Raw genomic sequence first — 24683 nt, 5'->3', positions numbered from 1 at the left:
GCCGAACCGGCCCCCATGTGTCGAGGTGCGAGGACTCGTCCTCAGTCGGTCCCGCTCGTCCACCCCTCGACCCCGCCGGCCCGGGCCAGATAGCCCACCATGTACAGCATGAGGGCGAGGAGGCCACCGGTTCCCGCATCGCTCACCAGCGCGTACGGGACCCACGCCGTGCGGGACAGTACGGTGACGACAGCGAGGAACAGCCCGATGACGACGACGCGACCGACCAGTCCGATGGCCCGGAACCACTGCCCGACGCGGTCGCCGACGGGACTGTTCGCCACGGGACCGACCGCGACGGCGAACAGCAGGAAGCCGACGGCGAAGGCGGGCCAGGAGGTCACGTCACCGGCGAGGAGTGTCTGCCCGACGGTTGCCATCACGAGCAGGGTGAGCCCGACTTCGAGCCACGTCGGCGGCCGTTCGGGGAAGTACCTGCCCGCGTCCGGGACTCCGCTCATAGCCGGCCGATGGCTCGCCGCGATGAAATCGGTGTCGGTGAAGCGACTGGTAGGCGAACTCAGCGACTAGCGAGGGGGTATCGAAGCGCAAAGAGAGAAATCGGTTAGCGAGCGGTGCGGACTGCGGTAGGGCAGATGTCCGCGGCCGAAGGCCGCGGTTCAACCGCAGCGCGCGGACCGCCGCGCCGAAGGCGCGAAGGGAGCACGCTGCGATTTTTCCCCACGTTTTTGCACGACCGAGGGCGGCGAAGCCGCCCGAGGGAGTTGCAAAAAGTGGTCTTACATCATGCCGCCCATGCCGCCGCCCATGCCGCCCATGCCGCCGCCGGGCATGCCGCCGGCACCGCCGGGTCCGCCGGGTCCGCCTTCCTCGTCGTCGTCGTCGCCGGAGCCACCCTTGAGGTCGCCCGCGGCGATGACGTCGTCGATGCGCAGAATCATCACGGCGGCCTCGGTGGCCGACTCGATGGCCTGGGTCTTGACGCGGAGCGGCTCGACGACGCCGTCCTCCTCCATGTCGACGACTTCGCCGGTGTAGGCGTCGAGACCGAAGGTCTGGTTGCCGCCGTCGTGCTTGCTGCGGAGGTCCACGAGGGAGTCGATGGGGTCGTGGCCCGCGTTCTCGGCGAGGGTGCGCGGGATGACGTCGATGGCGTCGGCGAAGGCTTCAACAGCGAGCTGCTCGCGGCCGCCGACGGAGTCGGCGTGGTCACGCAGACCGAGCGCGAGCTGGGTCTCGGGGGCACCGCCGCCGGGGAGGACCTTGCCGTCCTCCAGCGTGGCGGCGACGACGCCGAGCGAGTCCTCGATGGCGCGCTCGACCTCGTCGACGACGTGTTCGGTGCCGCCGCGGAGGATCATCGTGACGGCCTTGGCGTCCTCGACGTCCTCGACGAAGATGCGCTCGTCGCCGGCGATGTCCTTCTGGGCGACCGAGCCCGCGAAGCCGAGGTCGTCGGCCTCGATGTCGTTGATGTTCGAGACGATGCGGGCGCCCGTCGAGCGCGAGAGCGCCTCGATGTCGGACTTCTTGGCGCGTCGGACGGCCAGAATGCCCTCCTGTGCGAGGTAGTGCTGGGCCATGTCGTCGATGCCCTTCTGGCAGATGACGACGTCGGCGCCGGTCGCGGCGATCTGGTCGACGTACTCCTTGAGCTGTTTCTCCTCCTGGTCGAGGAACTCCTGGAGCTGGTCGGGGTCCGTGACCGAGACCTCGGTGTCGAGTTCGGTCTCGGGAACCTCGATAGCGGTGTCCAGCAGGGCGATGTCGGCGTCCTCGACGGCGAAGGGCATGTTGTCGTGGACGCGCTCCTTGTCGATGATGACGCCCTCGACGAGTTCGGACTCGTCGGTGGCGCCGCCGACCACGGTCTCGATCTGGATGTTGTCGGTGTCGACGGTGCCGTCGTCGTCGGCGACGGCCTGGGCCGCGCGGACGACGAGCTCGCCGAGCAGGTCCTTCGAGGACTCGGCGCCCTTGCCGGTCATCGCGGTGCCGGCGACCTTCTCGAGGGTCTCGGTGTCGTCGGCGTCGACGTCGATGGCGTTCTCTTCGAGGATTTCCTTCGCCTTCTCGGCGGCCTGGCGGTACCCCTGGGCCAGGATGGTGGCGTGGATGTCCTGGTCGAGGAGCTCCTCGGCCTTCGACAGCAGTTCACCGGCGATGACGACCGCCGTCGTCGTGCCGTCCCCGACCTCGTCCTCCTGGGTCTGGGCGACCTCGACGATCATGTTGGCGGCCGGGTGCTCGATGTCCATCTCGTCGAGGATGGTGACGCCGTCGTTCGTGACGACGACCGACCCGGAGTTGTCGACGAGCATCTTGTCCATACCCTTCGGACCGAGCGTGGTCCGAACGGCCTCGGCGACGGCCGTGCCGGCCGTGATGTTCATCGACTGGGCGTCCTTTCCGGATGTCCGCTGGGACTCCTCGGAAAGTACGATCATGGGCTGGTTGCCCATCTGCTGTTGAGCCATAGTCACACGATGATTGAAAGTGATTCTATATAAAAGTTGTGGTGGCGGATGGGCAACCCCGGCACTGCGGCCCCGAGGTGTGGTGTGAGAGGGATTGTCTCACCCTATTTATATAGCCATCTGTGCGGTCTGTCGGCCCGGTTTCGGGAATGTCACCGCGAACGGGCTCAGTATCCCATCCCGAAGCGGCGGTGGCGGAGTTCGGGCGTCACCTGAATCCGGTCGATGTCCTGGCCGGTCCGGTACCAGACGAAGGCGGCGCGGGTGAAGAGTTCGCGACACTCGATGCGGACCTCGCGGGGGTTGCCCTCGGTCCGTTCGTGGATGTCCTCGATGGCCTCGCGGGTGAAGAGGTCCGGCGCCTGCCCGGTGTAGGGCTCGTCCCGGAAGTAGGCCAGCGAGCGGGCGACGTACTCGGCGATGTCGTCGGGCGAGAAGGGGTCGATGTTCTCGTAGTAACGCAGCCGCGAGTCCAGCGTCCCGCGGATCTCGGCGACGCGGCGCTTGCCCTCCGGGGTCCCGGTCAGGAACAGCCGGACGCCGGCGTCGCCGGCCACCTGCAGCGGCGACAGCAGGTCGGCGGTGAGGACCTCTATCTCGTCGACGACCAGGAGGAGCGTCTTCCCGTCTTCCCGCACGCGACCAACGACTTCGTGGACGGCCTGTTTGGCCTCCGCCGTCGCCCACGGGATGCCGTTGCGGACCTGGGAGTAATGGCCCGCGTTGACCGAGTAGCCCGCCGAGTAGGCCGCCTCCAGAATGGTCTGGTACAGCGACCGGGCCGTCGTCTCCCGGGGGTTGTCCAGATGCGTGACGACGAAGTCGTCGTGTTTCGCGAGGTCCCGGAGGACGATTTCGCGGAAGGCCGACTTCCCCGTTCCGTAGGGGCTGACCAGCCCGATATGCTGGTCCTGTAGCAGCCACGAGGTGACCTGGTTCAGCATCTCCGTGTCGTGGCGGACGTAGAGCGGTTCCGGCATGTGGTCCAGCCCGGCCTCCTCGGTGAAGGGGAGGTCGGTGACGTCGTCGGGCTCCCCGCCCAGCCCCTGGCCGAAGGCCAGCAGCCGGCTCTCGACCTCCTCTAGCTGGTCGAGCAGGATGCCCTCGTCCGTCGAGACCGAGCGGTCGTCTTCCTCGCCGCGGAGCGTCTCCAGTCGGTCCATCACTTCGGTGACGGTCCGGCCGCCCTCCGTCTCGGTGGTCCCGCCCTCCCCGTCTGTGTCCTTGGCCACGGTTGTCTGGCAAAAGTGTTGGCCGCTCGGAGGGTTATATGTTACGCCCGGTTCGCGAAAAAACGCCGGCGAGGCGCTGAGCTGTCAGTTCGACGGCGCCGGCCGCCGCTCACCCGGTGAACTGGTGGTACTCGATCTCGTTGCGCTTCATCTCGTTGTGCTTGCGTTCGAGGAACGAGTACACCGAGCCGTGGGGGGCTCCGTCAAGGAGCATCTCGACGGCCTCCCGCACCGCGTCGACCTGCTCCGGGCCGCCGATGATACCCAGCGTCGAGCCGTAGATGACGACCGCGGCGCCGGTCAGCTCCTGCATCAGCTCGCGCGTCCGCCCGCCCTCGCCGATGAGCCGCCCCTTCTGGCGCCGGAGGTCGTTCTGGTTCCTGGCCGCGGCCTCGATGTCTATCAGCTCGAACATCATCATGTCGTCGTCCAGCAGCGCCAGCGCGTCCTCGGGCTTGAACCCGCGGCCGATGGCCTTGACGATGTCCGGCCCCTTCAGCGCCGTCACGGGGTCGCCGACGGTGTCGACCTTGACGGTGCCGTCCTCGGAGTCGATGTCCAGACGCACCTCCGCGCGCTCCTCTATCTCCCGCATCGTCGCACCGCCCTCGCCGATCAGCACACCGATACGGTCCTGCGGAATCTTCACGTGTTTCATAAGTATGCCTACGGATAGGGGGTTCTGCCTGTTTAAGACTTCGGCGCTGGCGCCGCCTGTGCGTGGGTGTGTCTGTGTCGGAGGTGCGAACAGAGACAGTTGCTTCGGGACCAAGAATCTGATTCAGAACGGCCGGAAAGCCCCTTTTCAGTCCCGCCCCGTGGACCAGCCGACCGACGGCGGGGCTTTCTGGTTGTCTGTCGCTGCCGAGAAGGAGGGGATGGCTCCGGGAGGAGCAGCACTAATCGTCACCGGCACCCACAGCGGATTGCCGGGCCACGTCGCGCCACTTGCCGGTCCAGAACCGGCCCGTGTTCACCGCGGCTTTGAGGTAGAAGTCGCCCACGAGCGCGACGAAGATGGCCGGAAGCCCGAGTCCCAGCCCCGGCGAGACCGAGAGGCCGACGAGCGGCACGGTCACGGCGAAGCCGGCGGGCAGAGCGAGCATCGCGACGGGGAGCCGGAAGCAGTAGCCACCCAGAATCGTGCCGTAGAGCGGCCAGCGGGTGTCGCCGGCGCCCCGGAGGCTCCCGCGCATCGTCCGGGAGACCGAGAAGCCGGCGACGAGCAGGCCGAACACGCGGACGAACTGGGCGGCCAGCGCGGGGTACTCCGTCCCGAAGAGCGAGACGATGGGGCGGGCGAAGACCACGAGGACGACGGCGACGGCGAGCTGGACCGCCAGCGCCACTCTGAGCGTCTGCCAGCCGTATTCCGTGGCGGACTCGGCGTCACCGGAGCCGAGGTGCTGGCCGACCAGCGTCGAGGCGGCCGTCGCGTACCCCCACGCGGGCATGAGCGCGAGCAGCATCACGCGCCGGCCGATGGCGTAGGCCGCCAGCGTCGGCGTCCCGAGCACGCCGAGGATGAAGAGGAACGGGAAGCGCGCGAACGTCTGGAGCAGCCGCATCCCCGACAGCGGCAGGGCCACCCGAACTATCTCCCGGAGCAAGGAGAGGTCGACCTGCGGGCCGCTCAGTGGTAGCTGGACCGCGTAGCGGCCCGACAGCAGGAGCCCCATGAAGATGGCCGCCGCGAGCGTGTTGGCGATGGCCGTGCCCCAGGCGGCCCCGGCGATGCCGAGTTCGGGGAACGGGCCCGGACCGAAGATGAGCAGGCCGTTGAGGGCGATGTTCGTCGGCAGCGTCAACAGGCGGACGTACATGGGCGTGCGGGTGTCGGCGCTGCCGGCCAGCGCCCGCGAGGCGACCATGCTCCAGAACCGCGGCGCCATCGACAGCATCACGATGGAGAGGTAGGTCGCGCCGTAGTCGACCGTCGTCCGGTCCCCCGAGAGGACGCCCACCAGCGCCTCGGGGTAGAGCCACGAGACCAGCGTCAGCGGCACCGAAATCAGGAGCGCCAGCCACAGCGACTGCTTGACCGCCAGGTTCGCACGCCCCGGCCGGTCGCTCCCCTGGAGCCGCGAGACGACGCTAATCGTCCCCGAGGAGACCGCGAGCGAGAGCCCGAAGCCGACGAAGTAGTACTGAAAGCCCAGTTCCAGGCCGGCGATGGCCGCGTCACCCAGCGCGATGCCGACCATCAGGAAGTCCGCGAGCCGAAGGAGGATGCGTAACCCGCCGGTGACCATCACCGGCGCGGCGAGGTCCGTCGCCTCCGTGGCCTTCCGGCGGTCGACGAGGCCGGCGCGGGAAAGCAGCGCCGGGACGGCGCGAACGAGTCGGGCAAGCAGCGAGCCGAGCGAACGGCTGTCCATCTATCGGTGCTGGGGCCGACAGCCACCAATGACTTTCGGCTCCGGTGTCAGGGAATCAGCTGCTCGCCGTCGTCGTCGTAGACCGCGATGGCTTCGACCGGACAGGCCCGCGCGGCGAACTTCGCGTCGAACTCGGCGTCCTCGGGCACGTCGCGGACCACGAGGCCCTCGTCGGTCTCCTCGCCGCCGGCCAGGACAGCCTTGCCGGCGTCCTCGTCGCGTTCGAACGCGTCCCACTCCGCGACACACTGGAACATCCCGATGCAGGTGTCCCGGTCGTACTCGATTCGCATACGCTGGCTTTGCCGGTGACAGACAAAGGCGTTATCCTCGGGGCTCGGGCGGGACCGGGCCGCAACTGATGACGACAGTTTAAATCGGAGCGGGGCCCAACGACGGACCAATGGACGTTGCGGACCTGCCGGGCGTGCCCGACTGGCTCCCCGAGCATCTACGCGCCGGCGGCATCGAACAGCTGTACCCACCCCAGGCCGAGGCCGTCGAGCGCGGGGTGACCGAGGGCGAGAACATCGTCGCGGCCATCCCCACGGCGAGTGGCAAGACCCTCGTCGCCGAGCTGGCGATGCTGTCTGCCGTCGCCCGCGGCGGGACGGCCCTCTACATCGTCCCCCTCCGGGCGCTGGCCAGCGAGAAGCAGGCCGAGTTCGAGCAGTTCGAGCAGTACGGGCTCTCTGTGGGCGTCTCGACGGGCAACTACGAGTCCGACGGCGGCTGGCTCGGCGACTGTGACATCGTCGTCGCCACCAGCGAGAAGGTCGACTCCCTGGTACGTAACGACGCGCCGTGGCTCGAGGACCTGACCTGTGTCGTCAGCGACGAGGTACACCTGGTGGACGACAGCCAGCGCGGCCCCACGCTCGAAGTGACCCTGGCCAAACTCCGGCGGCTCAATCCGGACCTGCAGACGGTGGCGCTGTCGGCCACAATCGGCAACGCCGACGAGCTCGCCGGCTGGCTCGACGCCGAGCTGGTGGACTCGGACTGGCGGCCCATCGAGCTCCAGAAGGGGGTTCACTACGGGCAGGCCCTGCATCTTGAGGACGGGAGCCAGCAACGGCTCGCCGTCCAGAACAACGAGAAGCCCACCGCGGCCATCGTCCGGGACACGTTACAGGACAAACAGGGCGAGGACGGGACCGTCGAGGAGGGGGGCTCGACGCTCGTGTTCGTCAACTCCCGCCGGAACGCGGAGGCCGCCGCGGGCCGGCTCGGGAGCACGGTCCGGCCGCACCTGACGAGCGACGAGCGGGCACAGCTCGCCGACATCGCCGACGAGATACGGGACGTGAGCGACACGGAGACGAGCGACGACCTGGCCGACGCCGTCGCGGACGGCGCCGCGTTCCACCACGCCGGTCTCGCCAGGGGCCACCGCGAACTCGTCGAGCAGGCCTTCCAGGACCGCCTCGTGAAGGTCGTCTGTGCGACGCCGACGCTCGCGGCCGGGGTGAACACCCCCTCCCGGCGCGTCGTCGTCCGGGACTGGCGCCGCTACGACGGGAGCGCCGGCGGGATGGCCCCCCTCTCGGTGCTTGAGGTCCACCAGATGATGGGGCGGGCCGGCCGCCCGGGGCTGGACCCCTACGGCGAAGCGGTGCTGGTGGCGAGCAGTCACGACGAACTCGACGAGCTGTTCGAGCGGTACGTCTGGGCAGACCCCGAGCCGGTCCGCTCGAAACTCGCCGCCGAGCCCGCCCTCAGGACGCACATCCTCGCGACCGTCTCCTCCGGCTTTGCGCGGTCGCGAAGCGGGCTCCTGGAGTTCCTCGAACAGACCCTCTATGCCAGCCAGACCGACGAGAGCGGCCGGCTGGAGCGGGTCGTCGACGACGTGCTGACGTATTTGGAGCGCAACGGCTTCCTCGACGTCGATGCGGGTGAACTCGATGCCACCTCGCTGGGCCACACCGTCTCGCGGCTGTATCTGGACCCGATGAGCGCCGCGGAGATCGTCGACGGGCTGGAGTACTGGGCGCGCCACGGCGGCGAGCCCGAGGCGAGCGACGGGCCGGACACGGAGGACGCCGACGGCGCGTTCACCACGGCGAGCGAGCTCGCCGGGGAGAGCGAGGGCGACGCCGACATCGACCCCGACGACATCTCGGCGCTGGGGCTGTACCACCTCGTCTCGCGGACCCCCGACATGTACCAGCTCTACCTGCGGTCGGGCGACCGCGAGGAGTACGAGATGGAGCTGTACGAGCGCGAGGACGAACTCCTCGGACCGACGCCCTCCGAGTTCGAGGACGAACGCTTCGAGGACTGGCTCTCGGCGCTGAAGACGGCCCGCCTGCTGGAGGACTGGGCCAGCGAGGTCGACGAGGAGACCATCACCGACCGCTACGGCGTCGGCCCGGGCGACATCCGCGGGAAGGTCGAGACGGCCCAGTGGCTGCTGGGGGCCGCCGAGTCGCTGGCCGGCGAGGTCGACTCCGATGCCGCCCGGGCCATCAGCGAGGCCCGCATCCGCGTCGAACACGGCGTCCGCGAGGAGCTGGTCGACCTCGCCGGCGTGCGCGGCGTGGGCCGCAAGCGCGCCCGTCGGCTGTTCGAGGCCGGCATCGGCGACCGCGCCGCGCTGCGCGACGCCGCGAAACCGGTCGTGCTGGCCGCGCTGCGCGGGCGCCGCAAGACCGCCGAGAACGTCCTTGAGAACGCCGGCCACCGGGACCCCTCGATGGAGGGCGTCGAGCCCGACCCGAACGTCGAAGTCGACGAGCCGTCGGCCCGCGACGGCGAGGAGGACTACGAGGACGAGCCGGAGGAAGACCAGTCCAGCCTGGGGGACTTCTGATGGAGGTCGTCGAGGGGCGGGCCGACATCGACGACGTGGGCGCGTTCGTGGGCGAACTCGACGCCATCGGCGAGGCCCACGGCGTAACGGTCCAGGCCTTCGACGCCCGCTACGTCGTGGACCGCGCGCATCTGGAGCGGGCGGTCGACCTCGCCGCCCGCGCCCGCGAGCGTGGCGAGACGATTGCCGACGACTTCGGCGTCGAGATACTGCTGTACGCGGCCGGCCGCCGACAGATAAACCGGGCGCTGGAGATGGGCGTCGGCGAGGGCGAGTGTCCGGTCGTGGCGGTCGTCGTGGGTGAGGGGGACGAGGAGCGGGCGGCCGACGACCTCCGCGAACGGCTCACCGCCGCCGAGACGCTCGGGGACTACGACGACGGACGCGTACGCGATTTCTTCGGCGTGAGCGACGACGAACTGGCCGCGACGGAGGGGACGCTGGCCGACGCCGTCCGCGAGCGGGTGGCGTTGCTGGTCGTGGAGAAGTGAGCGTGCTACGGCGGACCGCTCGGCGACCGGGGGGCGCGGTTCCCCGAACCGCAGTTCCACGGCGTCCGCGAACACGGCGGTAGCGTAGTTCCGGTGAGAGAGATAGCATGCCTATTCAAATGATTCTCTCAAAGGAATTTGTTAGCCTGCGATGCCGTTCACGGGTCGCGATGCGACCGCAATCTAGAGTCGAACGGCGAGAACCGTCGTAAACCGGGGAAATAGCACCTCGGCAAATAATACCCACGGAAGAAATAATCGGAAGCGGCCCTAGCGTTCGGCCGGCGACCGAGGTGGGCACAGTGTCTGAGCGTCAGCGTACCTGTCGTTCGTTTGACTTATATGTGTTGTGCTAGCCACACTCCAGAAAGTCTCATCCGACGCGGCCCCCGAAGTTGAGCAATGAGTTCCCAGATCGCATCGGAGCGCGTCGAGCTGTCCGTCGATGGCGACGACGTGGATATACACTACAGGACCGGCGGGAGCGGGCCGCCGCTGGTCTTTCTGCACGGAATCGGGCTGGACGCCGCGTCGGTCTCCTGGCGCCACGCACTGCCCGCGCTGGCCGGCGACCGGACCGTCTACGCGCCGGACCTGCCGGGGCACGGCGAGAGCGACAAGCCGGACCGCGCCTACACGACGCCGTACTACCTGGCGGCCGTGAAGGCGTTTCTGGACGCCATAGACGTGGACGAGCCCGCGATAGCGGGGCTGTCGATGGGCGGGGCGCTGGCGCTGGGCCACGCGCTGGACGGCGGGAGCGTCGAGCGGCTCGTGCTGGTCAACAGCTACGGGCTGGGCGGGGACGCCTACTGGCGGACGGCGGCGAGCGGGCTGTTTCAGACGCCGCTGCTGGGGAACATGGTCTGGCAGGGCGTGAGCACGTCGAAGCCGGCGATTCGGACAGGCCTCCGGAGCATGGGTGCGACCGAGCCGCCCGGGGAACTGGTCGACGACGTGGACAGCGTCGTCGACCGCCGGACCGTGCGCGCGATGCGGCGCTGGCAGCGCAGCGAGTTCCTGACGAGCGGCTTCCGGACGAACTACGCGGACCGGCTGGGGGAGCTGACGGCGCCGACGCTGCTGATTCACGGCGACGAGGACCCGCTGTTTCCGCCGTCGTGGTCCCGGCGGGCGGCGTCGAAACTACCGAACAGCAGGCTCGAACTGGTAGAAAACTGCGGCCACTGCCCGCCCCGGGAGCGCCCGGAGTGGTTCAACGAGACGGTGCGGTCGTTCTGTGCGGGAACGTGAGACGTAGTTAGCTGTCGTCCGGGAGTTCGTCGATGAGCACGACGGCCTCGCCGTCGATGACGACCGTGTCGTCCTCTTTGACGCGCGTGGTGAGGCGGTACTGCTCGTCGCCCAGGTCCTCGACAATCTCGCACTCGGCGGTGAGGCGGTCGCCGATGCGGACGGGGTTGTGGAACTCCAGGTCCTGGGAGAGGTAGATGGTCAGGCCGGGCAGGCGCGCGAGCGCGGCGCTGATGAGGCTCCCGACGAGCGTGCCGTGGGCGATGCGGCCACGGAAGCGGGTCCCCTCGGCGAACTCGTCGTCCAGATGGAGCGGGTTCGTGTCGCCGCTGGCGGCGGCGAACTGCTTGACGTCGTTGTCCGAGATGGTCTTCGTGAACTCGACGGTGTCGCCGACGCCGAGCCGGTCGGGGTGGTCCTCCGAGATGGCGACGTGCCACTCCGGGAGGTCCTCGTCGGGTTCGATGCGCTCGGCGGGCGACGGGAGGTCCTCGTCGGGGTTGACGCCGAACGCCGCAAACGCCGCTCGGTTGGCCGCGACGACGCTGTTGAACATGTGAGAAGAGGTCTCTGTCCACGTATCGAGCAGTGGGTTCCGCAACGGTTCAGAACTCATTGATGAATCCTGTTTAGCGGTCGGGCTATTAAACCTTGGTGATAGATTTCACTCGACGGCCAGGAGACGGCTTCTACCGCGCCTCAACGGCAGTATTGTTTTCAGATAACGCCTGCTGCGAGGGCGAGCGGGGCGTTCGTGGCCGCAGCTTACCGCTTACCACTCAGTACCATTCAATGGTAGCAGATGGTAAATCACGGAAAGTTTTAAGTCATTGAACGGAGTAGTGTCTGATACCGATGGCCGAAGAGGACGATGGTCTGATGTGGCCCCCGATGTTCAAGGGGATGCAGCAGGCGAGCGAGAACGCGATGGAACAGCAGCAACAGATGATGAAGCAGTTGTTCGCCAACGGCGGCATGCCGACGTTCGATATGAATCAGTTGGGCGCGATGAGCCAGATGGCGACGTTCAAAACCCGCGTCCAGAGCGGCGGCCGAATCAGCATCCCCGACGCGGAGCGCGAGGCGCTCGGCATCGAGGAAGGCGATATCGTCCAGACCGTCGTCCTCCCGGTCAGCAACAACACGGAGTAACACAACAATGGTAGACTACACCACCCCCGTCACGACAGCCTTCGAGATGCAGCGCGCGACTATCGAGCAGAGCCAGAAGGCCCTGGAGCAGACAGTGAGCTTCCAGCAGAACGTCAACGAGGCGCTCATCGACAGCCTCGACACCCAGGAGTCGGCCCAGCGCCGCAGCGTCGAGCTCTCGAAGACCGCCTTCCACAGCTACCTCGACGCCGTCGAGGCCACCGTCCCCGGCATGACCGGCACCATCGACGAGCTCCGCGCCACCGTCGACGAGCAGTACGACTTCCTGCTGGAGAACCACGCCGAGGTCTTCGACAACGTCGAGAGCGAGATGGTCGAGGGCGTCGAGGCCTACGACGAGATGACCGAGGACTACGTCGCGGCCGTCGACGAGCAGGTCGGCATGCTCGTCGAGGCCCACGAGGAGCTGGAGTCCCAGTCCGTCGAGGTCGCCGAGCAGTTCGGCGACCAGCTCGAGGAGGTCCAGGAGCAGGTCGAGGAGATACAGGAGCAGGTCGAGGAAGTGCAGGCCCAGGCCGCCGACGCCGTCGAGGCGTAACCAACCAGCCGTTTTTTGTGCGTTACAGGACCATAGTACACCAATGAGCGATACAAACCAGATGCAAGAGGAGTGGGCGGAGATGGTCGAGGAGATGAACACGGCGGTCGCCGACTCCATGGAGCAGAACATGGAGGCACAGGCCGCCTTCGTCGAGTCGTGGGCCGACGCCGTCGAGGACTCGATCCCGAAGGAAGAGGAGATGTCCGAGGGGCTGCAGGGGTACAACCGGGCCTACGAGGAGTGGGTCGACGCCGCCGAACAGATGGTCGAGCGGTCGACGGCCGCCGCGCAGGGCGAGGACGTCGACCCGGCCGAGTTCCGCGACATCTGGCTCAAGTCCGCCAACGAGGCGTTCAAGCAGGTGATGGGCACGTCGGCCTTCGCCGCGGCCAACGGCCAGCTCGTCGAGTCGATGATGGAGATGCAACAGGAGGCCGAGGAGCTCTCCCAGGACGCCATCGCTCAGATGGGCTTTCCCACACAGGAGAACATGGACGAGGTAGCCGAGCGCCTGGTCGAACTCGAACGCCGACAGCACGCGGTCGAGGAGAAGCTCGACCGCATCATCGAGCAACTGGAGTAACATGTCCAGCAACTACAACCCGTTTACGGCCGCGCTCGACTGGCAGCGCAAGTCCCTCGAAGCGATGACCGACACCGTCGAGAAGTCGTCTATCGCCGACGAGCGGCTCGAACTGATGGAGTCCGTCGAGGTCGGTCAGACGCCCAGCGAGGTCGTCTACGAGGAGAACAAGCTCGAACTCCTCCACTACGACGCCGAGGCCGCCGGCATCGAGGTCGACGAGGACGAGAAGGAGTCGGTCCCCATCCTCATCGTCTACGCGCTCATCAACCGCCCGTACATCCTGGACCTCCAGGAGGAGCGGTCGGTAGTGCGGCGTCTGCTGGAGGGCGGTCACGACGTCTACCTCATCGACTGGAACGAGCCCTCGCGGCTCGATAAGCACCTCACGCTCGACGACTACGTCAACCGCTACATCGACAACTGCGTCGACGTGGTGCGGGAGCGCTCGGGCCAGGACGCCATCAACCTGCTCGGCTACTGCATGGGCGGAACGATGTCGGTGATGTACAGCGCCCTCCACGGGGAGAAGGTCAACACCCTCGGGCTGATGGCCGCCGGCCTCTGTTTCGACCAGACCGGCGGCGTCCTCGAAGAGTGGGGCGCGGGCGAGTACTACGAGCCCTCGGACGTGACCGACACCTTCGGCAACGTCCCCGCGGAGATGCTCGACATCGGCTTCGCGCTGATGGACCCCGTCGAGAACTACGTCTCGAAGTACGTCCGCTTCGCCGAGAACATGGAGAACGAGGACTTCGTGGAGAACTTCGGCCGGATGGAGAAGTGGCTCGGCGACGGCATCGACGTCGCCGGCGAGACCTACGTCCAGTTCCTCGAAGACATCTACCAGGACAACAAGCTCTACAGGAACGAGCTGGAGCTCGACGGCAAGCACGTCGACATTCAGAACATCGACATGCCAGTCCTCCAGCTGATGGGCGAGTACGACCACCTCGTCCCGGCGGACGCCTCGAAGCCGTTCAACGACGTCATCCCCAGCGACGACACGACCATCATGGAGTTCTCGACGGGCCACATCGGCCTCTCGGTCTCCTCCTCGACCCACGCCGAACTGTGGCCCGACGTGGCCGAGTGGTACAGCGAGCGCAACAGCGAGGAGGTCGACATCGAGGTCGAGTCCCCCGAGGACGAGGCCCAGTCCGCCGTCGAGGAGGTCGCCGACGCCGCCAGCGAGGCGGCCCAAGCGGCCGACGACGCCGTCGAGGTCGAAGTGGACGACGACGCGGACACCGAAGCCGAGGAAGCGGACTCCGAGGACGCGGTCGACCAGGCCGCGGCCGCCGAGAGCGGGGAGCTCTCCGACGGCGTCGACACCGTCTCCGGCATCGGGCCGACCTACGCCGACCGGCTCCGCGACGCCGGCATCGAGACGGTCGAGGACCTGTCGGAGTACGACCCGGCCGAACTGGCCGAAATCACCAACGCCTCACCGTCCCAGGCCCAGGACTGGCTCGACCAACTGTAGGCGAAGCGGTTTCTTTTCTATCTCCCGTCCGGTAGCCGACGCATGCGCGTCTCCGTCATCGGCGGCTCGACAGTTACCGACGAGGAGTACGAACAGGCTCGCGAGGTGGGTCGGTTGCTCGGCGAGCGGGGGCACGAGGTCGTCTGTGGCGGCTTCGGCGGCGTGATGGAAGCGGTCTGTGCGGGCGCCCGCGAGGCGGACGGACACACCATCGGCATCCTCCCGAACGAAGACCGGACAACCGCCAACGACCACGTCGAGACAGCCATCGCGACGGGGATGGGCAACGCCCGGAACGTGCTGGTCGTGCTGAACGGCGACGCCGTTATTGCCGTCGACGGCAGCACCGGGACGCTCTCGGAGCTGGGCCACGCCCTGGATATGGACCGGCCCGTGGCCGGCATCGGTACTCATTCCCTCGAAGGTATCGAACACGTCGAGACCGCCGATGAGGCCGTCGACTACGTCGAATCAGCGCTCCAGTAGTCGACGGAGCGCGACGGCGACGGCGAGAAAGGCGACACCAACCAGCCGCACGCGTCGTTTCGCCCCCGGTTTCGGGTCGAACTCGACGGCCAGCACCAGCCGGTAGGCCCGGCTGGCGAGGCGGAGCAGGACGCCCGGAGCGAGCAGGTGGACGACGCCGGCCAGCCCGCTCGCCACCCACAGGGCGGTCCGTTCGGTGTCGGCGAGTCTCATCACTCCAACCAGTCGAGGAAGGTGCCATCGAGCAGCGTCTCCTCCTGCTGGCGGATGTAAGCGGCCTGCATCCCCCAGATGGCCTCCGCCAGCGGGACGTTCTCCTCGACGCGCTTTCGGACGTAGTCGTGTTTCCAGCGGGCGGGCGTCATCCGTCGGTCGGCGCGCTCGCGAAGCGGCCGGAGGTACTCGTGGGCGGCCTCAGTCGAGAGCCCGCGCCCCTCCAGCCCATCGCGGGCGTGTTCGAACAGTTCGCCGTATATCTCGTCGGTCGACGTGGTCGTCGTGCCGTCGGCGGTTATCCACTCGATGTCCGCGTCGAGTCCGTCTCGGGTGGCCGCGTAGAAGTTCTCCCGCGCGGTCTCCCAGTCCTGTGACTGGATGGGGTGTTCGAACTGGACCAGGCTCTCCATCAGGCCGGCGACCAGCGCCTCGAAGGCGACGGCGTCGTCGACGGTGGGCTGGGCCGGCAAGGGCCGGAACTCGATACGGGCGTTGGCCGCCGACCGCGTGGGCCCCTCGAAGACGGGACGGACCCACCGCCAGTAGGAGCCGTGTTTGTGCCGGAAGTGGACGAAGTCGTCGTCGAATCGGGTGCCCGACTGGAGCCGCCGGGGGACGATGGTGTCGTCCTCGACGATGTCGTCGATGACGTCCTCGACGGTGTCGAAGTCGGGCGGGAAACACACCTTCGGCGGCGTCGAGTCCCCCTCGGCCGGGTTCAGCACCGACTCGAAGACGCCGACGCGGTTCTCCATGTGGGCGTCGGCGACGATGTCAGCGTCGGGGGCGTCGTCGTAGAGGTCCGGCGGGAAGAAGGGGGAGTTGACGCTCAGCGCGAGCACCGGGGCGGCGATGCGCAGGGCGTAGGTGAAGTACTCCGGCAGGTCCGGCGCGTGGGGAATCTGGTAGTGGGGCTGGATAGAGGTGATGAGCGACTCCGGCATGACGGTCTCGGCCGAGAGCGAGACGTGCGGGGCGTCGAGTTCGAACGCCGACGGGTAGCCCGTGTTGGCCATCGTGTGGTACCGCACCGCGTCGGTCATGTTCGTCCCGATGCGAATTCCGTCCTCCTCGACACAGTCACAGAGGTACTCGCGGGCGGTCTCGCCGTTCGGCGGCACCGTCCACATCCCGTCCGAGACCAGCCGGATGCCCTCACTCTGGACGCGCTGCTGGGCCGGCAGCAACGACGCCTTCAGCTCGTTGCGCTGGGCGGCCAGTCCGTGGGAGTTCAGCGGCTGCGGGCTGGTCTGCATCTCCGCGTTGTGGAGCCCGAGCTCCTTCTCGAAGCCGATGAGCTCGAGCAGATGGCGGGGCATCCGCCGCAGGGCGTCGGTCCGGTCGTCGACGGCGTACAGCTCAAGCTCCATCCCGACGATGGCCTCGGAGTTGTCGAACGTGCCCGAACGGACCTCCTCTTTGAGCTGAGCAGCCTCTTCGCGTGCCCGCTCGTGGAACGCCTCACCGTCCACGTCGAGGGCCCGACCCACCGCCGCTGCCAGTTCGGATGCCGACATACCACCGGATTCTCGGCGGGGGGTCAAAAACGTGGTCCAGTCGCGAGAGTTACACAACCGAGACGAAACGGGGCGGCGTTCCCACGAGAAGTCACAGTAGCTCGCCGACGTCACTGCGCGCCTCGCCCAGCGGGTCCGCCTCCTCCGTCTCCAGCGCCCCTTCGACCGCGTCCCGGGCCTCCGGCAGCCGGTCCGTGCTCTCGACGTAGGCCGCCAGGGCGAAGGTGCGTTCGCCGACGCCGGCAAGCGCCATCGCGTCGCTGCGGGAGAGCCGGCCGTCGAGCCAGTCGGCGACGACGTCACGCCCCGTCGGGCCGACCGGCGAGACCCGCTCGCCGAGTAGATGCAGCGTCTTTGCGGCAGTCACGGGCGGCACCTCGGCGACGTGGCCACAGTCGTCGACCGCCCGACCGCTCGCGTACGCGTCGACGATAGTCGCGGCGTCGGCCGGCGAACACGGGAGCCGGTCGGCGAAGGGCGCCAGCCGCTCGGCCAGGGAGTCGTCGGTGTCGTCGACGGCCGCCACGCCGCGGTCGCGCTGGCTGTCGGTCACCTCGATGCCGGCGGCAATGTCGGCGAGCCCCATTGGTATCTCGTTCGGCGGCGCGGAATTTAACGGTGGCGTTCGCGCGGGCGAGACCCGAGCCGGCAGGGGGATTTACCTACCGGTAACCGGTAGGTGCATCGAGGCGAAATCGGCCCGAGACCGCCATCAGCGTCGGTTTTTTAACCCACCTGGCTGCCGTAGCTTCGAGTATGGCTACCGTAACGTCAGGGTGTCCCGAATGCGACGGGTCGCTGAAACAGGACGGGTGTGAGACGGTGTGTGTCCACTGTGGGCTAGTCGTCAGCGAGGACAGCATCGACCGCGGCCCGGAGTGGCGAAGCTTCGAGGACGACGAGACCGACAGCGCCCGGACCGGCGCGCCGTTGACTCGGTCCCGCCACGACCGCGGGCTCTCGACGGAAATCGGCCGGTCGACGCGGCTCAAGGGGCGCAAGCGACGGCAGATGGCTCGACTGCGCCGCCAACACCGGCGAGCCCAGGTCAGCTCCAAGCGCGAGCGCAACCAGGTGTACGCCTTCACGGAGATTCGCCGCATCGTCGGCTCGCTGGGTCTGTCGGCGGCCATCCGCGACCGGGCCTGCGTCCTCTTCGAGTCGGCCCAGACCGAGGACCTGCTCCAAGGCCGGTCGCTGGAGGGGTTTGCCGCGGCGGCAGTGTATGCCACCTGCCGCACCGAGGGCGTCGCCCGGACCGTCGAGGAGCTGTGTCGGGCCGCCCGGGCGGAGCCCAACGAGCTTCGGGCGGCCTACGACGCCCTGAACCGCGAGCTGGGGCTGCCGACCGGCCCCATCGACCCGCGGGAGTACGTCCCCCGCTTTGCGAGCGAGCTGTCTCTACCCGACGAGACCCGTAGTCGCGCCGAAGGCCTCGTCGGCGAGGCCCGGGACCGCGGGCTCATCGGCGGGCGCAACCCCGCGGGCGTCGCCGCGGCGTGTCTCTACACCGCGGCACAGGAACGGGGCGGCGAGCTGACCCAGGCCGAAGCCGCGGGCGTGGCCGACGTGACGCCGGTGACGCTGCGGGCGACCTACACGGAGCTACAGGAGTAGACGGCGGCCGCGAGCGCCTCGAAAGCGCTGGCGGCGGTGGAGTCGGGCGCAGTCCGGCTGACGGGGTGGCCGTGTCGCTGGGCCGTCGCGACGGCCTCGCTGTCGGGAACGGCGACGACGGGCGCCCCGAACCGGTCGGCGACGGTGGCAGTCGCCGGTTCCGGACCGGCTCGGTTGAGGACGACCCGGCAGAGCCCGGCGTCCAGCTCCCTGGCGAGCTCGCGGACCCGCAACGCGTCGGCCAGCGCCGCCGTCGAGCCGGTCGTCACCAGCACCGCCGCGTCGGAGACTGCGAGCGGGAGACCCACGTCCGCGCGCAGTCCGGCGGGCGAGTCCACCACGACCCAGCGGTGGGCGCGGTCGAGCGTTTCGAGCACGTCGGCCAGTCGCGTCGAATCGACCGCCCGGGCGCCGGCGAGCGTCCGGCCACAGGGGAGTATCGTCACTGGCCCGTCCTCGCAGACGGCCTCGGCGGGCGTGGCTCGCCCCGCCAGCACGTCGTGGAGGTCCGGCCCGTGACTCGCCGGCAGGTCCGCCATGGCGAGGTCACCGTCGACGACGCAGCCGTCGAGCTGGGCCGCGAGGTTGTACGCGACCGTCGACTTGCCGACGCCGCCCTTGCCCCCGGTGACGGCGACGATCATGCGAGCGTCGAAAGCGTCTCGACCGGTATCGTCGCCCCCGCGCGCCGGTCGGCCAGCCGTCGCGCCCGCCGGGCGACGAGCCTGAGCCGGCGCTCGTCCCCGTCGTCGGCGAGCGCCCGCACCTCGGCCAGCCCGCCCGCGCCCCGTACCGCCGCCGTCGCCTCGGGGAGGGTTTCGGCGGCCGCGAGCGCCTCGGCGCTGTCGACCCGGCGCTCCATCTCGGCTAGCCAGGGCTCCACCGCCGACGGGAGCCGTACGGGGTGGTCTCCCTCGGCGCCGGGAGCCGACGACGCTTCCGCCGTGGCTACCGGCGACTCCCTCGGTTCGACGGCCGGCACGGCGTCGGCCGGCGGCAATGGGTCACCCAGCTCGCGGACCACGTCGGCTGGACCGCCCGACCTCGCTCCGATTGGGTCCGCTTCAGGGACCGCGACGGCGTCGGCGAGCTCGGCCGGCTGTCCCTCGGGTTGAGCCGGTGTCGCGTACCCGAGCGCGTGTGCCCCGGGCGCGAGGACGCCTGAGAACCCGGTCTCCGACCAGCCGGCCTCGGGCAGCCCCTCACTCCGCGGGGGCCACACCGGGCCGTCGAGGCAGTTCCGAACGGTCACCCGCGTCGGGACGTCGAGACGCCGGAGATGGACGGTGACCAGCGTCACCCCGTCGTGGCGGCTGGCCGAACAGTCGAACGTAACCATGGCGGGCGGTGGTCGCCCGCTCGGATTTAAATCTCAGCACCGGACGACCGGCGCATCGAGCCAGTCGGCGGCGGCCGTCGGGCTCGGGAAGCGGTCGGTCTCGACGACGACCGGGGCGTCGGTACGGGCGAGCCGGAGGGTCGCCAGCGCGGCCGGGACCGGCGGCGCGTCGAGCGGGTCGTCGGTATCGGCGGGCACCGGGCCGGGGACGGCGTCGAGGGCGGCCGCGAACGCGTCGCTGACGCGCTCGAGGAGCTCACGGCGGGCGTCGCGCCGGCGGTTCGCCAGCCGGTCGGCCAGCCGCCGGCGCCGTGCCTGCCGGTCCCTGTACTCGCGGGCCCGGTCGCGTCGCTGCCGGCGGCTCTGCTCGGCGGCGGCGCGTTCGGTCTCCCGCTCCGCCAGCGTCCGCGCGGCCTCTCGCACCCGCTGTTCGACCGCCTCCGTCTCCGCGCCCAGGGCCTCCCGCGCCTCCAGCCGGCCGCGCGTCGCCGCGACCCGCTCTCGGAGCGTGGCGACGGCGTCGTCGTCTATCGGCTCCCGCGCTCGCGGCAGGGTCGGCTCGGCCCGGTCGAGGTCGGCCAGCCGCTCCCGCAGTTCGGCGAGCGCGTCGTCGTGAGTCGTCCGGTGGCCCCGCGACCGGGCGGCCGCGGCCACTGCCGTCTTAGTCCGGAGTCCCATCGCCGGGTGGACGCGGCCGCAGTAGTCGTACACCGGCCCGGGGGCGGGAGCGTCGACGGCCGGCAGGGACCGGACGCCCCGAACCGCCCCGGCCACGTCCCCGCCCGCGACCGGCCGACAGCGCAGGTCGACGGCCCGCCCCTCGTATGTCGTCCCGCGGACGTAGAGCTTCACAGCGTCTCACCGCGCAGCTGTTCGGCTGTCGGGAGGTCCCGCCCCGCGGCGAACTGTCGGTAAGGAGTCGAGTCGGCCTCGCGGGCCTCGTAGGCCCGGGCCGCCGCTCGGACGCGGGCCGGGGCGTCCTCGGGCTCGAACGGGCGGACGCGCTCCAGTTGGACGTCGAGACCGTGTTTCTCGCGGAGCCTGAGCGCCTGGAACGCCCCGAACTCCGTCGCCGACAGCAGCGCGGCCCGTCCGAAGTGGCGAACGACCGACCCCTCGTGTGCCCGACAGACGTTTCGCAGGTCGCGGCGCGCCTCGCGCGTATACGTGACGACCAGCAGCACGAACTGGAGTGTGTGTCGAAGGGAAGTTAAAATTTAGTTTTTCGCTACTGCAACAATCGGCGGCGCCGGGCCGACCACGCCCCGTCCCCGCCCTCGACGACAGCGTCGAACAGCGACGCGAGTGCGTCGACGGTTCGGCTGTCGTAGGGCGCGCGGTCGAGATAGAAGTACGCCTCGACGTCGGCCGCATAGAGGTGGCCGGTGAGGGCGTTGAGAAACTCGTAGGCCGTCTCCACCGCCACGTGCTGGAGCAGGGCGGTCAGCGAATCGAAGCAGACGACAGGCGCCTCGTGGGCCGAGACCGCCTGGCTGAGCGTGATTCCCAGCCCGGTCAGGTCATCGGGCGTCGACACCGACCTGACGGACACGTCGTCGGCGTCAGCCGGCATATCGCCGACGGCGATGACCGACAGCGACCCGGACGCGCCGGCCGCGCGGAACTGCTCGGCACAGTCCGCCGGCGGGCGGCTGTAGGTGACCCAGAGGACGGTCGTCTCCGGTGTCGTCGAGAGCGGGTCGACGCGACGCACGGGTCCCATCGACGACGTACACACCAGCGTCACGGCGGCGTCACCGACCGCCTCGCGGAGCGAACTCATCGGATAGGGGCTCGCCGTCCGGCAGTAAAACAGCTTTCCCTACTCGACCGGCGAGACGGAGAAGTCGCCGGGCTCGTCGACAAGCGCGGCGACCCTGTCGCGGGCCTCCGGCGCCGAAGGCGCGAGGACGACCAGCCCGTCCGCCGAGCCGTCGTCGCTGGCCCGGTAGGCCCGCAGGTCGCCCTCGAAGTCGGCCGCGTAGGTCCTGAGAATCGCGCGAACGTCTGCCTCTAGCTCCGACAGCGAGCACTCGCCGTCTTCGAAGGCCGCCAGCGCGTCCTCGACGTTCCGGAGTGCGCTGATGCGGTCCATCAGGTGGTCCGGAGGTGGTCGGTGCGGGGCTCGTACACCTCGCCGCGCTGTTTGAGCTTCTCTATCTCGTGTTCGGCCTTGGACTCGTCGATGCCGACCTCCTCGGCGCGCTCGACGACCACGTCGATGGGCGCGCCCTCGTCGTACTCGTCCTCGATGTCGTTGATGATGCCGCGGATGTTCTGGATGCGGTCGCGCTGGCTCTTGGAGGTCCCCGTCTCGACCACGTCGGCGTCGAACTCGCCGGTCTCGGGGTCGACGCCGATTTCCTTCAGGCAGTAGTGGGCGATGTCGACCGCGCGGTCGGCGTCTGACTCCTCGACGGTGTCCGAGAGGCGGATGCGGGCCGACGCCTCGGCCAGCCGGACGAGCGCCTCCAGTTTTCGAGCGGTGACCGGCACCGGCGCGTCCTCGTCCTGGCCTTTCATCCGCAGGTCGACGTAGAAGTCCTCGATGCGCGTCTTGGCCTCCTCGGTCATCGTCGGGAAGCAGTTGCGCTTCGAGTAGGCGATGTACTTCCGCAGCAGTTCCGGTTCGATGGTCGGGGCCACCTCGTCGGTGACGGTGTCGACCTCCTCCTCGGAGTAGTTCGAGGTCGGGGTGTTCGTTCGGTGGGTGTGCAACTCGCCGGCGTAGTTGGTCTGGACGATGTGCTCCGCGAGGTCCCGGTCTTTCTCTTCGTCGGGCTTGTCCGTCACTGTGAAGATGAGGTCGAACCGGGAGATGAGGGCGGGTTCGAGGTCTATCTGCTCGCCGATGGGTTCGTACTGGTCGAAGCGGCCGTACTTGGGGTTTGCCGCGCCCAGCAGCGAACAGCGGCTCTTGAGCGTCGCGTTGATACCCGCCTTCGAGACGCTGATGCGCTGCTGTTCGAGCGCCTCGTGCATCGCCGAGCGGTCCTCCGGGCTCATCTTGTCCAGCTCGTCGACGGCGGCGATACCCTGGTCTGCGAGGACCAGCGCGCCGGCCTCCAGCGTCCACTGCTGGCCGTCGCCGAAGTCGTCGCGCACCGCGGCCGCGGTGAGCCCGGCGCTGGAAGAGCCCTTCCCCGAGGTGTAGACGGAGCGGGGCGCGATCTGTTCGATGTAGGACAGCATCTGCGATTTCCCGGTCCCGGGGTCCCCTATCAGCAACATGTGGAGGTCCCCACGGATACGCGAGCCGTCGGGAAGCTCCTTTGTCACCCCCGAGAAGAGCTGGAGCATCATCGCGAGCTTCTCCTTCTCGTAGCCGTAGATGGAGGGCGCGATGGCGCCGACCATCTGGTCGTAGATGTCGGACTCGTTGGAGAGTTCGACGATCTCCTTCTTGTCGGCGTCGGTGATGTCCATGTCCTCGAACTGCTCGTCCTCGATGACGACGCTGACGCCGTCCATGTAGATGTCGAACATCGGGGACTTGTCCTGGTCCGACCCCTGCTGGTCGAGCTTGAGGATGCCCGTCGCGCGGACGTGGTCGCCCGCGGTCACGACGCCGGTGATGTCGTCCTCGACGTTGATGTCGATGGACTGGGGCGTCTCGCCGCCGCGCAGCCCCTCCGGCGACTCCTGGACCCGAATCTTCTGGGCGTCGATGAACTGCGACTGGTCGGTGTTGAGCCGGAAGGGGCCCTGTCGTTCACAGCCCTGGCACTCGTGGGGCTCCTGGAAGTCCCCGGCGGCCTGCGGAATCCGGGTGAGGGTCCCGCAGCGCTGGCACTCGAAGGCCGCCTCGGTCACTTTCGGCCGCACGTCCGTCGCCTTCCGGACGATGCCCTGTACGGAGATGAGGTTGCCGTGGTGTTCGTGTCGGATGTCGCGGATGTCCTCCGAGTCGGGGAGGTTTCGGACACGGACGTGGGCCTGCCCGAGCGAGACGTCGACGGGCAGGTCGTAGAGGCGCAGCGCCTCCTCGGCGAACTCCTGGAGCTGGCTCGGCTTCGTGCGGTAGTCGTCGGCCAGGTCCGGGTCGAAGCGGTAGAGGTCGTCCCAGTCGATGTACAGCGACTTCTGGTCGTTGGGGTATTTCTGGGCGAGCTCACCGATCTCGTTGCGGTAGTAGTTGCGGTAGAACTCCTCGAAACGGTCGATGAGTTCGGTGTTCTCGGCGGTCGCCATCTGAGTGTACAGGGTTTGTGCGGGATGACCTAAGAAGGTTGGTATGCCGGGGTGAAAGTGGTGTGTCGGGCCCGACTCCGGAGCCGAAATGTGAGTGGGACCCTCGGAGCGATGGGCCGCTACGGCGGGCCAGCGGTCACTTGACGGGCGTCCCGGCCGGCGGCTCGTCCCGGCCGTCAGTCAGGTACCACGCCAGCCCGTTGACCGCGACGCCGAGGACGAACAGCCCCCAGGTCGCCCACCACGACTGGTACCAGAGTACGTCCACCATGACGATGGGGCCCTCCACGACCGGCCAGAGCGGCTCGATTCGCGTCGAGACGTCGGGCGCCGACAGGATGTCGGCAAAGAGGTGGGCGAGCCCCGTGACCAGGACGGTGAGGACGCCGATAGCCGTTGCCCGCTCCCGTGCCGGCGCGTAGAACCACGTCGAGTCCGTTCGGGTCCCGATGCGAGCGAACACCAGCCCCAGCAGCGGCCCGATGACCGCCGCGAGTATCGCGACCGCGAGCACCGTGTGAACGACACCGTGGTGGTGAATCCCGTCGACCCAGGCCGAAAGCGGGAGGTCGATGTCCGGGAGCATACCGAACCAGAACCCGCCGCCGATGACCAGCGCCGCGGTCCGGCGGTGGCCGATGAAGTACCAGACGGGTGCGAGCCAGAGCAGCGCCATTCCGAGGTGGCCGAGGACGTCTACCATTGGTACCGACGAGGGGGCGCACGTAGAAACGTGTTGTTATTCCAACACAATTGCGCCGGTGTCGCTCAGCTCCGACACGATTGCCGGCCACACCGCTCCCGGCTGTTCGTGGCTCCGAGAAGTGGATGGGATCGCCCAGATTTGAACTAGGGGCACGGGCACCCAAGGCCCGAAGGTTACCAAGCTACCCCACGATCCCGTACTCGGACGTGTGCCCGTCAGC

General features: G+C 68.6%; 27 protein-coding genes and 1 tRNA gene. 9 read left to right on the top strand and 19 right to left on the bottom strand.

Annotated features, from left to right (window positions below; all coding sequences use genetic code 11):
- Window positions 1-41 precede the first annotated feature (41 nt).
- The 6 genes from NJQ98_RS13015 to NJQ98_RS12990 form a co-directional block, all read right to left on the bottom strand.
- Window positions 42-461, bottom strand: a complete 420-nt coding sequence (locus NJQ98_RS13015; RefSeq protein WP_262179338.1) for a hypothetical protein — start codon at window positions 459-461, stop codon at window positions 42-44.
- A 279-nt stretch (window positions 462-740) separates the two neighbouring features.
- Window positions 741-2423, bottom strand: coding sequence for a thermosome subunit alpha (thsA, locus tag NJQ98_RS13010; protein ID WP_262180995.1), 1683 nt, complete (start codon window positions 2421-2423; stop codon window positions 741-743).
- Between the two features lie 182 nt (window positions 2424-2605).
- Complete coding sequence (locus tag NJQ98_RS13005; protein ID WP_284438613.1) at window positions 2606-3601, bottom strand: ATP-binding protein; 996 nt, start codon at window positions 3599-3601, stop codon at window positions 2606-2608.
- A 178-nt stretch (window positions 3602-3779) separates the two neighbouring features.
- Window positions 3780-4328, bottom strand: coding sequence for a KH domain-containing protein (locus NJQ98_RS13000; protein WP_262179334.1), 549 nt, complete (start codon window positions 4326-4328; stop codon window positions 3780-3782).
- A 241-nt stretch (window positions 4329-4569) separates the two neighbouring features.
- Complete coding sequence (locus NJQ98_RS12995; RefSeq protein ID WP_262179331.1) at window positions 4570-6048, bottom strand: MATE family efflux transporter; 1479 nt, start codon at window positions 6046-6048, stop codon at window positions 4570-4572.
- Between the two features lie 47 nt (window positions 6049-6095).
- Window positions 6096-6341: a ferredoxin gene (locus NJQ98_RS12990; protein ID WP_262179329.1), complete on the bottom strand. Its 246-nt coding sequence runs from the start codon at window positions 6339-6341 to the stop codon at window positions 6096-6098.
- A 110-nt stretch (window positions 6342-6451) separates the two neighbouring features.
- On the opposite strand from NJQ98_RS12990, the gene NJQ98_RS12985 reads away from it, so the two are divergent.
- From NJQ98_RS12985 to NJQ98_RS12975, 3 genes are all read left to right on the top strand, one after another.
- Window positions 6452-8863 (top strand): ATP-dependent DNA helicase, encoded by a 2412-nt coding sequence (locus NJQ98_RS12985; protein ID WP_262179327.1) that lies wholly within the window; start codon window positions 6452-6454, stop codon window positions 8861-8863.
- The gene (gene cgi121 / locus NJQ98_RS12980; RefSeq protein ID WP_262179325.1) at window positions 8863-9354 is read left to right on the top strand and encodes a KEOPS complex subunit Cgi121; all 492 of its coding nucleotides are present in this window, start codon (window positions 8863-8865) and stop codon (window positions 9352-9354) included. Before NJQ98_RS12985 ends, cgi121 begins: the two co-directional genes overlap by 1 nt.
- Window positions 9355-9756: 402 nt before the next feature.
- Window positions 9757-10608, top strand: a complete 852-nt coding sequence (locus tag NJQ98_RS12975) for an alpha/beta fold hydrolase (protein ID WP_262179323.1) — start codon at window positions 9757-9759, stop codon at window positions 10606-10608.
- Window positions 10609-10615: 7 nt separating this feature from the next.
- Here the strand turns inward: NJQ98_RS12975 and NJQ98_RS12970 are convergent, their stop codons facing one another.
- A complete protein-coding gene (locus tag NJQ98_RS12970; RefSeq protein ID WP_262180993.1) occupies window positions 10616-11164 on the bottom strand; it encodes a MaoC family dehydratase in 549 nt (182 codons plus the stop codon).
- Window positions 11165-11463: 299 nt separating this feature from the next.
- On the opposite strand from NJQ98_RS12970, the gene NJQ98_RS12965 reads away from it, so the two are divergent.
- The 5 genes from NJQ98_RS12965 to NJQ98_RS12945 are packed head-to-tail and all read left to right on the top strand — an operon-like array spanning window position 11464 to window position 14877.
- A complete protein-coding gene (locus tag NJQ98_RS12965) occupies window positions 11464-11760 on the top strand; it encodes an AbrB/MazE/SpoVT family DNA-binding domain-containing protein (RefSeq protein ID WP_262179321.1) in 297 nt (98 codons plus the stop codon).
- A 7-nt stretch (window positions 11761-11767) separates the two neighbouring features.
- Entirely contained in the window at window positions 11768-12319 is a 552-nt protein-coding gene (locus NJQ98_RS12960) for a hypothetical protein (RefSeq protein ID WP_262179319.1), read from the top strand.
- Window positions 12320-12362: 43 nt separating this feature from the next.
- Window positions 12363-12905 carry a poly(R)-hydroxyalkanoic acid synthase subunit PhaE gene (locus NJQ98_RS12955; RefSeq protein ID WP_262179317.1) on the top strand — a complete coding sequence of 181 codons (543 nt, stop codon included), beginning with the start codon at window positions 12363-12365 and terminating at the stop codon, window positions 12903-12905.
- A gap of 1 nt (window position 12906) precedes the next feature.
- Window positions 12907-14391, top strand: a complete 1485-nt coding sequence (gene phaC / locus NJQ98_RS12950) for a class III poly(R)-hydroxyalkanoic acid synthase subunit PhaC (RefSeq protein WP_262179315.1) — start codon at window positions 12907-12909, stop codon at window positions 14389-14391.
- A gap of 42 nt (window positions 14392-14433) precedes the next feature.
- Entirely contained in the window at window positions 14434-14877 is a 444-nt protein-coding gene (locus NJQ98_RS12945) for a TIGR00725 family protein (protein ID WP_262179312.1), read from the top strand.
- Here the strand turns inward: NJQ98_RS12945 and NJQ98_RS12940 are convergent.
- The 3 genes from NJQ98_RS12940 to NJQ98_RS12930 form a co-directional block, all read right to left on the bottom strand.
- On the bottom strand, window positions 14863-15090 hold the full coding sequence (locus NJQ98_RS12940) for a hypothetical protein (RefSeq protein WP_262179310.1): 228 nt from the start codon (window positions 15088-15090) through the stop codon (window positions 14863-14865). The two genes, NJQ98_RS12945 and NJQ98_RS12940, sit on opposite strands and share 15 nt — an antisense overlap.
- Window positions 15090-16610 carry a glutamate-cysteine ligase family protein gene (locus NJQ98_RS12935; protein WP_262179308.1) on the bottom strand — a complete coding sequence of 507 codons (1521 nt, stop codon included), beginning with the start codon at window positions 16608-16610 and terminating at the stop codon, window positions 15090-15092. Before NJQ98_RS12935 ends, NJQ98_RS12940 begins: the two co-directional genes overlap by 1 nt.
- Before the next feature lie 91 nt (window positions 16611-16701).
- On the bottom strand, window positions 16702-17196 hold the full coding sequence (locus NJQ98_RS12930) for a DUF7858 family protein (RefSeq protein ID WP_262179307.1): 495 nt from the start codon (window positions 17194-17196) through the stop codon (window positions 16702-16704).
- Between the two features lie 170 nt (window positions 17197-17366).
- Between NJQ98_RS12930 and NJQ98_RS12925 the strand changes: the two genes are divergently transcribed.
- Window positions 17367-18227, top strand: a complete 861-nt coding sequence (locus NJQ98_RS12925) for a transcription initiation factor IIB (RefSeq protein WP_262179305.1) — start codon at window positions 17367-17369, stop codon at window positions 18225-18227.
- Here NJQ98_RS12925 and NJQ98_RS12920 read toward each other — a convergent pair.
- The 9 genes from NJQ98_RS12920 to NJQ98_RS12880 all read right to left on the bottom strand — a co-directional run bounded on the left by NJQ98_RS12920 (window position 18206) and on the right by NJQ98_RS12880 (window position 24659).
- Window positions 18206-18871 carry a MinD/ParA family ATP-binding protein gene (locus NJQ98_RS12920; RefSeq protein WP_262179303.1) on the bottom strand — a complete coding sequence of 222 codons (666 nt, stop codon included), beginning with the start codon at window positions 18869-18871 and terminating at the stop codon, window positions 18206-18208. The two genes, NJQ98_RS12925 and NJQ98_RS12920, sit on opposite strands and share 22 nt — an antisense overlap.
- Entirely contained in the window at window positions 18868-19566 is a 699-nt protein-coding gene (locus tag NJQ98_RS12915) for a DUF7857 domain-containing protein (RefSeq protein ID WP_262179300.1), read from the bottom strand. Before NJQ98_RS12915 ends, NJQ98_RS12920 begins: the two co-directional genes overlap by 4 nt.
- Before the next feature lie 33 nt (window positions 19567-19599).
- Window positions 19600-20418, bottom strand: coding sequence for a DUF7856 family protein (locus NJQ98_RS12910; protein ID WP_262179297.1), 819 nt, complete (start codon window positions 20416-20418; stop codon window positions 19600-19602).
- Window positions 20415-20750, bottom strand: coding sequence for a DUF7855 family protein (locus tag NJQ98_RS12905; RefSeq protein ID WP_262179295.1), 336 nt, complete (start codon window positions 20748-20750; stop codon window positions 20415-20417). The genes NJQ98_RS12910 and NJQ98_RS12905 overlap by 4 nt, the downstream gene beginning before the upstream one ends.
- Before the next feature lie 44 nt (window positions 20751-20794).
- Window positions 20795-21349, bottom strand: a complete 555-nt coding sequence (locus NJQ98_RS12900; protein ID WP_262179293.1) for a DUF7504 family protein — start codon at window positions 21347-21349, stop codon at window positions 20795-20797.
- Window positions 21350-21388: 39 nt separating this feature from the next.
- Window positions 21389-21661 (bottom strand): DUF7854 family protein, encoded by a 273-nt coding sequence (locus tag NJQ98_RS12895; protein WP_262179292.1) that lies wholly within the window; start codon window positions 21659-21661, stop codon window positions 21389-21391.
- A complete protein-coding gene (locus tag NJQ98_RS12890; RefSeq protein ID WP_262179290.1) occupies window positions 21661-23757 on the bottom strand; it encodes a minichromosome maintenance protein MCM in 2097 nt (698 codons plus the stop codon). The genes NJQ98_RS12895 and NJQ98_RS12890 overlap by 1 nt, the downstream gene beginning before the upstream one ends.
- A gap of 136 nt (window positions 23758-23893) precedes the next feature.
- Window positions 23894-24460, bottom strand: coding sequence for a metal-dependent hydrolase (locus NJQ98_RS12885; protein ID WP_262179289.1), 567 nt, complete (start codon window positions 24458-24460; stop codon window positions 23894-23896).
- A gap of 126 nt (window positions 24461-24586) precedes the next feature.
- Window positions 24587-24659, bottom strand: a tRNA-Pro gene (locus NJQ98_RS12880).
- Between the last annotated feature and the right edge of the window lie 24 nt (window positions 24660-24683).

Origin of the sequence: Haloarcula laminariae (assembly GCF_025457605.1) — an archaeon.
GTDB classification, from domain to species: domain Archaea; phylum Halobacteriota; class Halobacteria; order Halobacteriales; family Haloarculaceae; genus Haloarcula; species Haloarcula laminariae.
The sequence above is the reverse complement of the archived record's forward strand: the minus strand, read 5'-3'. Positions and strand labels throughout refer to the sequence as shown.